The sequence below is a fragment of the Streptomyces sp. enrichment culture genome, from assembly GCF_964273255.1.
Taxonomy (GTDB): domain Bacteria; phylum Actinomycetota; class Actinomycetes; order Streptomycetales; family Streptomycetaceae; genus Streptomyces.
In genome coordinates this window covers 2,171,771-2,183,718 of the sequence record NZ_OZ186835.1, presented here as the reverse complement: position 1 = coordinate 2,183,718, position 11,948 = coordinate 2,171,771, and the positions used below count along the sequence as shown (strand labels likewise).

Sequence of the window (11,948 nt, the reverse complement as noted above, 5' to 3'; positions counted from 1 at the left end):
GGGACGTGACTGAGCCATCACGCCCACGGTGCCGCGAGAATAGAAAGGTCTGGACCACGGGTCAATAGGTCTGGACCACCTGGACGGTTTGTCCGCCCCCGCCGCGCTAGATCCCCAACTCCTGCGCGAGCACCGCCGCTTGCACCCTGCTGCGCAGGCCCAGCTTGCCCAGCAGGCGGCTGACGTGCGTCTTCACCGTCGCCTCCGCCATGTCCAGGCGTTCGGCGACGTCGGCGTTGGACAGTCCCTCACCCAGGCAGGACAGCACCTCGCGTTCGCGCCGGGTCAGCGTCCGCAGAACCTCCGGATCCGCCTCCGGAGCGCGCCGGGCGGGCTTCGCCGCGAACTCGGCGATGAGCCGCCGGGTGACGGCCGGGGCGACGATGCCCTCGCCGCGCGCCACCGTGCGCACCGCGGCGAGCAGACCCTGGGCGTCGGTGTTCTTCAGCAGGAAACCGGCCGCTCCCGCGCGCAGCGCCCCGAACACGTACTCGTCGAGGTCGAAGGTGGTCAGCACCAGCACGTCGGCCAGTCCCTCGCCGACCACCTCACGGGTCGCCGACACCCCGTCCAGGCGGGGCATCTGGACGTCCATCAGCACCAGGTCCGGGCGCAGATCACGGGCGAGTGCCACCGCCTGCTCACCGTCCGCCGCCTCGCCGACCACCTCGACGTCGGGCGCGCTGCGCAGGATGAGGACCAGTCCGGCGCGGACGGCGGACTGGTCCTCGGCGACCAGGACACGGATCATCAGGCATCTCCCGGAACGGAATCGGTGTCGGTGACGGGCAGGGAGGCGCGGACGGTCCACACCGCGCCCCGGGCGCCGTCCGGGCCCTCGTCGGGGCCGGCCTCGAAGGTGCCGCCGAGCAGGGCGGCCCGCTCGCGCATGCCCACCAGGCCGGCCCCGGAGCCCGGGACGCGCGGGGCGTCGCGGCCGCCGTAGGGGCTGGTGACCCGGACGTCCAGGGTGCCGTCCGTGCGGCGCAGCCGGACCGTCACCCGGCCCGCCTCGGCGTGCTTGAGCGCGTTGGTCAGCGACTCCTGGACGATCCGGTACGCGGCGAGCTCGACCGGCGCGGGCACGGAGCACGGCTCGGAGTCCAGGACGGCGTCCAGGCCGTTGGCGCGGGCGCCCTCGACCAGCGCGGTGAGGCCGTCCAGGGTCGGGACGGCCGCGGGTTCGCGCTCGTCGCTGCCGTCCCGCAGGATGCCGATCAGGCGCCGCATCTCGGAGAGCCCCTGCACGCTGTTCTCCCGGATCACCGTCAGCGCCTCGTGGGAGGTGCGCGGTTCGTCCAGGGAGAGCGCGGCGGTGGAGTGGATGGCGATCGCCGACAGGTGGTTGGCGACCACGTCGTGCAGTTCCCGCGCCATGCGGGCGCGTTCCTGGTTGACGGCCTGGGTGCGGTCCATCTCGGCGAGCAGGGCCGTCTGTTCGGCGCGCAGCCGGGCGGCGTCGGCGGCGTCGCGGTGGTTGCGCACGATGAGCCCGGTCGACGCCGGCCCGAAGGACACGGCGGCGACCACCAGCCCGATCAGCAACGCCTCCGGCACCCGCCACACGGCGTAGGGGATCACGATCGCGGCGACCGTGATCACGCCGGTGATCTTCGGCAGGCGGCGGGCGGTCGCGGGCGGGCCGTACACCACCGCCGCGTACGCCAGGTCGGTGTACATCACGATCGTGGCGATGCTGCCCTGGGTGACCGAGTCCGCGGCCAGCGCCGCCGTGCCGATCAGCAGGGCCGTCCGCGGTGCGGTGCGGCGCAGCAGTTCGCAGCCGGAGATCACCACGAGCGGCGCGAGCAGCGCCCACCGGCCGGTGAGGAGCACCATCGGGTCGTCCGTCTCGCGCAGAGCCAGCCCGAAGCCCCACAGCAGCAGGCCCCCGGCGAGACCCGCGAGCGCGATCCACGCGTCGAAACGGGGAGGTCGGGACAGTCGTACGGCCATGGCCTCCATCCAACACGGTGGGGGCGTGCGGTGCCCGGTCCCCGGGAAGGGTCCTGGACTGCATCTTTCGATGTACCCCGAGTTCGTCGTCGGCGACGACGTCCGCGGCCGTCCGGTCCGGAAGCCTGGGAGGGTGACGGAGAGGAGCGAGACGTGATCGTCGCCCTGATCGCGGCCTGCGAGATCGGCTTCTGGGTGCTGCTGGCGGCCGGACTGGCCTGCCGTTACCTGCTGAGGATGCCGCGCACCGGCCTGGTGCTGCTGCTGTGCGAGCCGCTGCTGGAGGTCGTGCTGCTGGTCGTCACCGCCCTGGACCTGAAGAACGGCGCGGAACCGAACTGGACGCACGGCCTGGCCGCGCTCTACATCGGCTACACGGTCGGCCACGGCCACCGCACGGTGAAGTGGCTGGACGGCCACGCCGCCCACCGCCTGGGCGGCGGGCCGCGGCCGGCCGGCCCGCCGAAGTACGGACTGGCCCGCGCCCGGCACGAGACACGGGTGTGGCTCGGCACGCTGGCCGGCGCCGCGGTGGCGACCGTGCTGCTCCAGCTGGCCATCTGGTACGTCGGCGACCCGGGCCGCGTCACGTCCCTGGAGTCCTGGCGCTCCACGGCCTGGCGGGTGGCCGGGATCCACGGCCTGGTGGCCCTGGCGTACTGGGTGTGGCCGAAGAAGGCCCCGGCCGACGACGCCGGCGCGAGCGTCGCGGACCATGAGAGGGCGGGCCGGTGAGGCGGGCGGCCGAGCACTGCGCCACCGGCGCCGGCACGGTGCTCGGGGGCCTGGCCCTGTGGCGCTACACCCAGGGCGTGGAGCTGCCGGTGGTCTCCCTGCCCACGGTGGGCGTCCTGCTCATGTGCCTCGGCGCCGCCGAGATCCTGCTGGGCCTGTACCAGGCCGTGCGCCGGTAGGGCTCAGCGCTCCCCGCCCGGCACCCACAGCACGTCGCCGGTCTCCTTGTTGGCGATCCGGGCCAGGATGAACAGCAGGTCCGAGAGGCGGTTGAGGTAGGTGGCGGTGAGCGGGTTCATGCTTTCGCCGTGCGCCTCCAGGGCGGCCCAGGTCGAGCGCTCGGCCCGTCGCACGACCGTGCACGCCTGATGCAGCAGCGCGGCGCCCGCGGTGCCGCCCGGCAGGATGAACGAGCGCAGCTTCTCCAGCTCGTCGTTGAAGCGGTCGCAGTCCGCCTCCAGCCGGTCGACGTAGAACTGCTCGACCCGCAGCGGCGGGTACTCGGGGTTCTCCACGACCGGCGTCGACAGGTCGGCGCCCACGTCGAACAGGTCGTTCTGCACGCGGGTGAGGACCGTGACGACGTCCTCCCGCAGACCGCCGAGCGCGAGCGCCGTGCCGATCACCGCGTTGGCCTCGTTGGCGTCGGCGTAGGCGGAGATCCGCAGGTCCGTCTTGGGGACCCGGCTCATGTCCCCCAGGTTGGTGGTGCCCCGGTCACCGGTCCGGGTGTAGATGCGCGTGAGATTGACCATGGGGCCAGCCTAGTTCGGGTGCGGCTCCCGGGGGGCGGTGGTGTGCGGGGGGTCACGGAGCGCCGGAGGGCGTTCCGGCCGCGCCGCCGGGGTGCGGCCGCAGCGGCCGGGCGTGCGGCGGGGCGCACGCCCGGCACTGGTCAGATGCCGCAGGTGGGCGCCGACCAGTAGGCGGACGGGTCGAAGGCGACGTGGGTGTGGTCGTTGTGGCCGGGGTAGCCCGGGCCGAGGATCTCGGAGAAGCCGTGGACCCGGGCCTGGCGGGCCAGGGTGCACAGGCTGGGCGATCCGACGAGGTCGGCCGCGTCGCCGTACAGGTGGCGGCTGTTGGACGCGCCGCCGACGGCGCTGTTGCAGGAGTACGAGCGGAAACCGCTGGAGATGGTGATCGGGACGTCACCGAGCTGCCGCCGCATCGCCTCCAGCTTCCACATGGTCTTCAGCGCGTTGGCCTTGGCGGTGGCGGCCGGGACGGCGCCGCCGGACCAGGTGGAGTTGCACTTGTTGAGTTCGGCGTAGCTGAAGTGGGCGGGGGTGCAGTCGGCGTCCTGGAGCGCGTAGATCTTGCTGAAGGTGGCGGGTCCGGCGACACCGTCGGCGGACAGGCCGTAGGCGGCCTGGAACTTCTTCACGGCGGCCGCGGTGCGGGCGCCGTACTGGCCGTCGTAGGAGAGCCGTTCGCCGGAGGTGACCCAGCCGGCGACGCGAATCTGCAGTTGCGTCACGTCGCTTCCGGAGGAGCCCTGGGACAGGGTGCGGTTCCAGGTGTAGCACTCGTCGGCGTGCGCGGTGCCCGCGGTGGCGCCCACCCCGAGGACCGTACCCGCCATGAGCATGACAATCGTGAGAAGGGTGCGTGTCGCGCGTCTGAACATTCCGGCCTCCCGACCGTCTCGCTGGGGAGAAGGAGGCGCCGCCGCCGGACGGCCGCCGCCGACCAGCGTGCGGCAGAGTGCTACGCGCGTCAACAACGCCGCGGTGGAAAGCGCGTGTTGACGGCCCGCCGGACGGCCGTCGGGCGTTGCCGGGCGGCCCGTTCCGCCGCACCCCGGGGACCCGTCCCGGGCCCCGCGCGCACCGGGCCCGGCGGACGTGACCGGTGTCTCACCCCGTGAGACGTGACACGCATTACTAACCCCCTCCCACGCCCCCTCGCGACCGCTAGTGTCCGCCAGTGACGTACAGGAACAGTGTGTGAGCGTTCGAAGGGGAGTCGCACAGTGGCAGGCAAGCTCGCCGTCATCGGGGCCGGTCTCATGGGGTCCGGCATCGCCCAGGTCTCCGCTCAGGCGGGCTGGGACGTCGTCCTGCGCGACGTCACCGACGAAGCGCTCACCCGGGGCACCGACGGGATCAAGGCGTCCTACGACAAGTTCGTGAGCAAGGGCCGGATGGAGGCGGTCGACGCCGAGGCCGCCCTCGCCCGGATCACGCCGACCACCGACCTGGACGCCTGCGCGGACGCGGACGTCGTCGTCGAGGCGGTCTTCGAGAAGCTGGACGTCAAGCACGACATCTTCCGCGCGCTCGACAAGATCGTGCGGGAGGACGCCGTCCTCGCCTCCAACACCTCGGCCATCCCGATCACCAAGATCGCGGCCGTCACCGAGCGCCCGGAGCGGGTCGTCGGCACCCACTTCTTCTCGCCGGTGCCCATGATGCAGCTGTGCGAACTGGTCCGGGGCTACAAGACCAGCGACGAAACCCTCGACCGGGCACGGGAGTTCGCCGAGTCGGTCGGCAAGACCTGCATCGTCGTCAACCGCGACGTGGCCGGCTTCGTGACCACCCGGCTCATCTGCGCCCTGGTCGTCGAGGCGGCCAAGCTGCACGAGTCGGGCGTGGCCAGCGCCGAGGACATCGACCTCGCCTGCAAGCTCGGCTTCGGCCACGCCATGGGACCGCTGGCCACCGCCGACCTCACCGGCGTCGACATCCTGCTGCACGCCACCGACAACATCTACACCGAGTCCCAGGACGAGAAGTTCGCCGCTCCGGAGCTGATGCGCCGGATGGTTGACGCCGGTGACATCGGCCGCAAGAGCGGGCAGGGCTTCTACGAGCACTGATCCCGACCCCTCACCCCGGCGACATCACTCGCCGGGGTGAATTCGGTATCGGTTCGCTTACAGATAGCAACCTCTGCCTCCTCCACGCAGTCAGAGGATGCAATACCTCAGTCAAAAAGACGCGGAGCACGAGACGCACGCACGGGAGCGCATATGCACATCAGGGGCGACCACGTCGAGCTGGTCGTCGGGGGCCGCCTCGACGTCCGCAGCGCGGCGGACGCCCGTACGGTTCTGCACTCGGCCGTCGACGACGGAGTCGGCGACCTGGTCCTGGACCTGTCCGAACTGGACTCCTGGGACGCCACCGGACTCGGCGTGATCATGGGAGCCCACCGGCGGGCCGGCCGCTGCGGCCGGCGCCTGGTGCTGCGCGGCGTCCCGCCGCAGATGCAGCGCCTGCTGGTGGCCACCCGGCTGCACCGCATCCTGGCGATCGAGGGGGGCATCGGAGTGGACACGCTCCCGCGTGTGTGAGGCGGCGCGGACCCCCGCCGGATGACCGGCAGGACCCGCCACCCGGGCCAGCCCCGGCCGCGCCCCGCGGCACACGCACAATCCTCACGAGACCGTGACGTCGCGGACGGCGCGGTACCCCGGACTGTCGTACATACTGAGCGAAGGTTTAGGGTCTGGCTGCCCGCTGCCACGACGAGCCTCGAGCGGGCCCGGACCAGGAGCGACAGCGGGTGTGCGCAAGGCCGGGGAGGGCTTCAGGCACACGACGCTTTTGGGGGGCTAGGACCTATGGACCCGCACCACACGGGACCCGAGGAGTACGGCCACGACGGCACCGGCCACCCGCCGCGCCAGCGCCCTCCCCGGGAATCCCTCACATCGGACTTCGGCCAGCCCGCGCTCGCGCGCACCGTGCAGCTGGTCTCCGGCGACTTCCTGCTCACCGTCAACCCCGTCGACGGCAGCGAGATCGAGCCGTGCCCGCCCGCCGAGCGGCCCGCCCGCCCGGTGAAGCTGGACGCCGCCGGCCGCGCCGAGACCGAGCGCGCCGCCCGGCCGCCCGTCCCGCCCGGCCCGGCCCACCCCGAACCGCCGCTCCTGGCCCGCCAGGACGAGCGCGAGCAACTGGTCAGGCTGCTCGCCCGCGGCCGCTCCGTACGCCTCACCGGACCCGGCGGCTCCGGCCGCACCCGGCTGCTCGACATCGTCGCCGACGACTGCGCCGACCTCGCCCCCGACGGCGTCGTCCGCCTCAACGGCCTCGGCCGCAGCGCCGACGACGTGCTGTACGACCTCTTCCACGCCGTCTACAGCGCCCCGCTGCACCGGCCGGAACGGGACGAACTGCTCGCCTGCGTCCGGGAGATCGGCGCCGTCGTCGTCCTGGACGACCTGGAGTTCGGCGGCGCGGCCCTCGACGGGCTGCTGGACGCCTGCCCCGAGTGCGCCTTCCTGTTCGGCGCGACCCCCGCCGTACCCGCCCCGTCCGCCGAATCGGGCGTCGAGGAGGTCGCGCTGGCCGGCCTCGACCGCGCCGCCGGCCTCGACCTGCTCGGTCACGTCGTCGGCCGCAGCCTCACCGAGGACGAGTCCAACTGGGCCGGCGACCTCTGGTTCGAGTCCGAGGGCCTGCCCCTGCGCTTCGTCCAGGCCGGCGCGCTGCTGCGCCAGCGGGACCGGATGCGGGCCGGCGCCGGCGCCGTCGACGAGTTCGGCGTCTTCGAGGACGCCCGGCCCGACGACCTGCCCCCCGAGGCCGCCGCCGACGCCGACGAGGTGCCGCTGCCCGCGCTCGGCGAGGCCGCGGCCCCCGCCCCGCTGCTCGCCTCCCGGCTCAGCGCCTCCGCCCGCGCCACCCTGCGCTTCGCGGTCGCCCTCGGCGGCGAACTGCCGCACCAGGCCCACCTGCCCGCCCTGGTGGGCGACACCCACGCCGACGCAGCGCTGGGCGAGCTGGCCGCCTGCGGACTGGTCTCACCCGTCGGCGCCCGCTACCGGCTCGCCGCCGGAGTGATGGCGCAGCTCCGGGCCGCCGGATACGCCGACGACCTGGACGCCCGGATCCGCACCGCCGGGCAGCACTACTCCTGGTGGGCCGGGCACCCGTCGGTGACCCCGGAACGGGTCTGCGCCGAGTCCGACGCGCTGCTCGCCGCGCTCACCGTGCTGGCCCCGCTCACCGCCGCCGTCACCGAGGGCGAGCCGAGCACCGCCGTGCTGCTGGCCCGCACCGCGGCGCCCGCCTTCGCCGCCGGACTGCACTGGAGCGCCTGGGAACGGGCACTGCGCTCGGGCGCCGAGGCCGCCCGGCTGGCCGGGGACGTGGGGGAGGAGGCCTACTTCCACCACGAGCTCGGCATCCACGCCCTGTGCGCCGGACAGCTCGACCGGGCCCGCACCGAACTGGAGGCGTCCATCGGCCTGCGCGGCGCGCTCGCCGACAAGCGCGGCACGGTCGCCGGCCGCCGCGCCCTGGCTCTCGTCGCCGACCGCTCGGGCACCCCGATGGCCCTTCCGCCGCTCGCGGGGGACGGACTGCCGGACGTGCGGCCCGAGGAGCCGCCCACGCCCTCACGGGGCGCTCCGTCGGCCTTCCCCGCGCTCCAGCCGCCCGCCGACACCGGCCTGGTCGTCCAGCGCACCGGCGCCACGCCCGTCGCCGCCCCGACGCCCTCGCCGAAGGCCGGCGGCGGCCTCAAGGGTGTGGCCCGGCGCAACCTGGTGGCGACCGGCGCGGGCGCCCTGCTGGTCGCCGTGCTCGGCACGGTGGTCACCCTCGGCGCGACGTCCGGCAACAACGACACCGGGACGCCGTCGGAGAACGTCGGTGTGAACCCCTCGGCCAGCCAGGGCGTCGACGACGGCAGCCTGGGCGCCGACCGCGCCGGCGAGGACGGCGACACCGGCACCGCCACCAGCCGCCCCACCGATCCCGGCCCGGACGGCACCTTCGGCACCTCGGACGACCCCACGCCCACCGAGAGCGGTTCGCCCCGCCCGTCGGACGGCCCCGACGACTCCGGGGAGCCCGGCGACCCGACGTCGACGACGAAGCCGTCGTCGTCCACCCGGCCGCCGTCCTCGACGAAGCCGCCGACCTCCACCAAGCCGGCCGACCCCACCCCGACCACGCCGACGGACCCGCCGAGCGAGACGGAGACGACCCCGCCGCCCACGGACACCGAGGAGCCCCCGCCGCCGTCCACCAGCGACAGCGCGAGCGGCGAGGCGCCCTCCTCCCCGGCGGCGTCCAGCAGTTCGGCGAGCGCCCCGCGGAGCAGCGACGCGGGCACGCCCGGTGACCCGGACACGGTGATCTGACACCCGGCCCGCGGGCCGCGGCGCGAAGGGCCGGATCCCCCGTGGGATCCGGCCCTCCGTACACGGCGTGGACGCTCCTCGCTCAGAACAGGCGCAGCTTGTCGTCGTCGATGCCCCGCAGCGCGTCGTAGTCCAGGACCTGGCAGCCGATGCCCCGGTCGGTGGCGAGCACCCGCGCCTGCGGCTTGATCTCCTGCGCGGCGAAGATGCCGCGCACCGGGGCGAGATGCGGATCGCGGTTCAACAGCTCCAGGTAACGGGTGAGTTGCTCGACGCCGTCGATCTCACCGCGTCGCTTGATCTCCACCGCGACGGTCTGCCCCGCGGCGTCCCGGCACAGGATGTCGACCGGTCCGATCGCGGTCATGTACTCGCGCCGGATGAGGGTGTAGCCCTCGCCGAGGGTCTCGATACGGTCGGCGAGCAGCTCCTGAAGGTGTGCTTCCACGCCGTCCTTGATCAGACCGGGGTCCACCCCCAGTTCGTGCGAGGAGTCGTGGAGGATCTCCTCCATCGTGATGATGAGCTTCTCGCCCGCTTTGTTGACGACGGTCCAGACCCCCTCCTCCGCTCCGGTCCCCTCCTTCAGCGTGCAGGGCGGCGACATCCAGTTCAGGGGCTTGTAGGCCCGGTCGTCGGCGTGGATGGAGACGCTGCCGTCCGCCTTGACCAGGATCAGACGGGGCGCCGGGGGGAGGTGGGCGGTGAGCCGCCCGGCGTAGTCCACGGAGCAACGGGCAATGACGAGACGCATGGTCGGCAACGCTACTCGACCGGCCCGCCCCGATGCGATTCGCCCGGGAACCGGTCCCGGATTCAAGGACCGCACAGGGCCCGTGAGGCCCCTCTGGCACGTCCTGAATCTCCTGGAAACCACGTGTTCGTCGATGGCCGATTACCGGCCCACAGGTTGTTCCGCATCCGGCTGTTCGCCTGGTGCGGGCCCGATCGGTTGCTTACGGTAGTGAACGGGAGGTCGCGAGACGTGTACGCAGCGTGTCCGATATCGCGAACTCCCTTATCTGTCAGGCAACCCCTGCTCGACGGGGGTGCGAGAGGAGAACCCATGTCGCTCGACGTCTCACCGGCCCTACTCGAACAGGCCGAGCGAGGCGAGGTCGACGAAGCCGCCTTCGTCGACTGCGTCCGGACCTCCCTGCCGTATGCATGGGAGATGATCAGCTCCCTGGTGGCCCAGCTGAAGGTGGACGGCGGAGTCTTCGCCGACAACCAGACGCCCCCGCCGGACGAGCAGGCACGCGGTCAGCTGCTGCGTGCACTTGCGAGTGACGCGATACGTGGCGCGCTGCAACGGCACTTCGGTGTCCGGCTGGCCTTCCAGAACTGCCACCGGGTGGCGGTGTTCCCGCTCGACTCCTCGGTCGACGAGACGCTGGCGCGCTTCACCTCCATCCGCGGTCAGTTGCTGAACCAGTCCCCGGAGCTGCGCGACTGCTGATGCGCCCCCGTCCTTCGCTTGCCGCTCCGTACGCGGGAGGTGCGGTCTGTACCGGGGCGGCAAGCCCCATGGCTCCCCGGCTCGTTCAGGCGAGCTGGGGGAGCACGTCGCTGCCGAGACGCCGGACGTTCTCCTCGGTCGCGGCGAGGTCGCCGGAGCCCTCGACGAGCAGCGCGAAGCGGGAGATGCCGGTGCGCTCACCGGTCGCGGCGAGCCGGTCGGCGCACAGCCGCGGCGTGCCCACCGGGTGCAGCTCGCAGAGCAGTTCGGTGTACGCGAGCGGGTCGCGCATCTGCCGCTGACGCCCGTCCACGGTCACATGGGCCTCCAGCCCCTGCCGCAGCCAGCCGGGCATCGCCTTGGTGAGGGTCTCCACCGCGTCCGAGCGGCGGTCGGCGATCTGGCAGACGCCGGCGGAGACATGGGCGGCCCCGTGGATCTCGGCGGCGGTACGGCCGCAGGCGCGCGCGTGCCGCCGCCACAGGGCGACCATCTCGGCCTTCTCCTCGTCCCCGACGTGCATGCCCAGCAGCATCGGCAGGCCGCGCTCGGCGGCCAGCCGCACGCTCGCGGGCGAGGTGCAGGCGACGACGACCTCGGGGCCGTCGCCCGGGGTGAGCGACTCCGACGGCCGCGGGACGACGGGGACTTCGCGGAACCGGAAGCGTTCGCCGTCGGCCCCGACCCGCGGGTCCCGCAGCCAGCGCGTCAGCAGATCGAGTGATTCCGGGAAGCCCTTCTCGTACGCCTCCAGGCCCGATCCGAACACCTCCAGGTCCACCCAGGGGCCCCCGCGCCCGACCCCCAGCGAGAAGCGGCCGCCGCTGGTGAGGTGCAGCAGGGCGGCCTGTTCGCCGAGCGTCACCGGGTGCGTGGTGGGCAGCACGCTGACCGCCGTACCGACCCGCAGCCGCCGGGTGCGGCCGAGCAGCAGCGCGGCCAGGGTCACCGCCGACGGGCAGGTGCCGTACGGGACGAAGTGGTGCTCGGCCAGCCAGACCGAGTCGAGCCCCGCCTCCTCGGCCACCTCCGCCGAGCGGACCGCACGGTGCAGTGCCTCCCCTTCGCCCTGCCCGGGGAACTGGGCGGCCAGTACGAAACTTCCAACGCGCATTGCTTTCCTGCTTCCTTGGCTCCGACACGGAGCTCCCCCGCACGGCATAACCGTCTGACACGTGCCGAGGACACGGCCGCGCGGGGGATTTTCCGGATTGTCTGCAGAATCGGCCGCAGGCCGGGGTCCCGGAGGTGCTTCCGGAGCGGTGCGGACGTGGGGAAGGTGCGCGGGTACCCGGCGGTCCGCCGCGTACGCTGGACGGGTCGCTGCACCCTGTATAGCCCCGTGAGGTGTCCCTTGTCCCCGCGTCGCAACCGACCCAAGGGAGCCGGTTCCGCCGGCCGCAGTGCCGACGACGACCGCGCCGGCCGCTACGGCGGCTGGCAGTCCACGGAGAGCTGGCAGGGCGAGGAGTGGAGTGTGCGGCACGTGGCCGGAGCCAGCGCGCGCGGCAAGGCCTACCGCTGCCCCGGCTGCGACCAGTTGATCCCGGACGGGGTGCCGCACCTGGTGGCCTGGCCGGAGCACTCCGGCGTCGACGAGCGGCGACACTGGCACAAGGCGTGCTGGAACGCGCGCGACCGCCGCGGCACGCGGGTGCAGCGGTCCCGCAACGCGCCGAGGTTCTGACGCTCCCG

13 protein-coding genes are annotated in these 11,948 nt (G+C 73.2%); 7 read left to right on the top strand and 6 right to left on the bottom strand.

Features of this window, described 5'->3' with window-relative positions; translation table 11 throughout:
- Positions 1–106: 106 nt before the first annotated feature.
- On the bottom strand, positions 107–751 hold the full coding sequence (locus tag ACSU53_RS09255; protein WP_437026321.1) for a response regulator: 645 nt from the start codon (positions 749–751) through the stop codon (positions 107–109).
- Positions 751–1,956: a sensor histidine kinase gene (locus ACSU53_RS09250; RefSeq protein ID WP_437026319.1), complete on the bottom strand. Its 1,206-nt coding sequence runs from the start codon at positions 1,954–1,956 to the stop codon at positions 751–753. The genes ACSU53_RS09255 and ACSU53_RS09250 overlap by 1 nt, the downstream gene beginning before the upstream one ends.
- A gap of 153 nt (positions 1,957–2,109) precedes the next feature.
- On the opposite strand from ACSU53_RS09250, the gene ACSU53_RS09245 reads away from it, so the two are divergent.
- Positions 2,110–2,691, top strand: coding sequence for a hypothetical protein (locus ACSU53_RS09245; protein ID WP_437026317.1), 582 nt, complete (start codon positions 2,110–2,112; stop codon positions 2,689–2,691).
- Entirely contained in the window at positions 2,688–2,870 is a 183-nt protein-coding gene (locus ACSU53_RS09240) for a DUF5708 family protein (protein ID WP_437026315.1), read from the top strand. Before ACSU53_RS09245 ends, ACSU53_RS09240 begins: the two co-directional genes overlap by 4 nt.
- 3 nt (positions 2,871–2,873) lie before the next feature.
- On the opposite strand, the gene ACSU53_RS09235 is transcribed toward ACSU53_RS09240, so the two are convergent.
- Together ACSU53_RS09235 and ACSU53_RS09230 are read right to left on the bottom strand one after the other, a co-directional pair.
- Positions 2,874–3,446 (bottom strand): cob(I)yrinic acid a,c-diamide adenosyltransferase, encoded by a 573-nt coding sequence (locus tag ACSU53_RS09235; protein ID WP_437026313.1) that lies wholly within the window; start codon positions 3,444–3,446, stop codon positions 2,874–2,876.
- Between the two features lie 140 nt (positions 3,447–3,586).
- Entirely contained in the window at positions 3,587–4,321 is a 735-nt protein-coding gene (locus ACSU53_RS09230) for a D-Ala-D-Ala carboxypeptidase family metallohydrolase (RefSeq protein ID WP_437026312.1), read from the bottom strand.
- A 345-nt stretch (positions 4,322–4,666) separates the two neighbouring features.
- Between ACSU53_RS09230 and ACSU53_RS09225 the strand changes: the two genes are divergently transcribed.
- From ACSU53_RS09225 to ACSU53_RS09215, 3 genes are all read left to right on the top strand, one after another.
- Positions 4,667–5,515, top strand: coding sequence for a 3-hydroxyacyl-CoA dehydrogenase family protein (locus tag ACSU53_RS09225; RefSeq protein WP_437026310.1), 849 nt, complete (start codon positions 4,667–4,669; stop codon positions 5,513–5,515).
- A gap of 153 nt (positions 5,516–5,668) precedes the next feature.
- Positions 5,669–5,992 carry an STAS domain-containing protein gene (locus ACSU53_RS09220; protein WP_164336093.1) on the top strand — a complete coding sequence of 108 codons (324 nt, stop codon included), beginning with the start codon at positions 5,669–5,671 and terminating at the stop codon, positions 5,990–5,992.
- Between the two features lie 270 nt (positions 5,993–6,262).
- Positions 6,263–8,794, top strand: a complete 2,532-nt coding sequence (locus ACSU53_RS09215; protein ID WP_437026309.1) for an ATP-binding protein — start codon at positions 6,263–6,265, stop codon at positions 8,792–8,794.
- 82 nt (positions 8,795–8,876) lie between these two features.
- Here the strand turns inward: ACSU53_RS09215 and nucS are convergent, their stop codons facing one another.
- A complete protein-coding gene (gene nucS, locus ACSU53_RS09210; protein ID WP_437026307.1) occupies positions 8,877–9,548 on the bottom strand; it encodes an endonuclease NucS in 672 nt (223 codons plus the stop codon).
- A 312-nt stretch (positions 9,549–9,860) separates the two neighbouring features.
- Between nucS and ACSU53_RS09205 the strand changes: the two genes are divergently transcribed.
- A complete protein-coding gene (locus tag ACSU53_RS09205) occupies positions 9,861–10,253 on the top strand; it encodes an SCO5389 family protein (protein WP_164336165.1) in 393 nt (130 codons plus the stop codon).
- An 85-nt stretch (positions 10,254–10,338) separates the two neighbouring features.
- Here ACSU53_RS09205 and ACSU53_RS09200 read toward each other — a convergent pair whose 3' ends face one another.
- Positions 10,339–11,367 (bottom strand): LLM class flavin-dependent oxidoreductase, encoded by a 1,029-nt coding sequence (locus ACSU53_RS09200; RefSeq protein ID WP_437026305.1) that lies wholly within the window; start codon positions 11,365–11,367, stop codon positions 10,339–10,341.
- Between the two features lie 240 nt (positions 11,368–11,607).
- Here ACSU53_RS09200 and ACSU53_RS09195 point away from each other — a divergent pair, with 240 nt between their 5' ends.
- Positions 11,608–11,940, top strand: a complete 333-nt coding sequence (locus tag ACSU53_RS09195) for an ATP/GTP-binding protein (protein ID WP_437026303.1) — start codon at positions 11,608–11,610, stop codon at positions 11,938–11,940.
- Positions 11,941–11,948 lie beyond the last annotated feature (8 nt).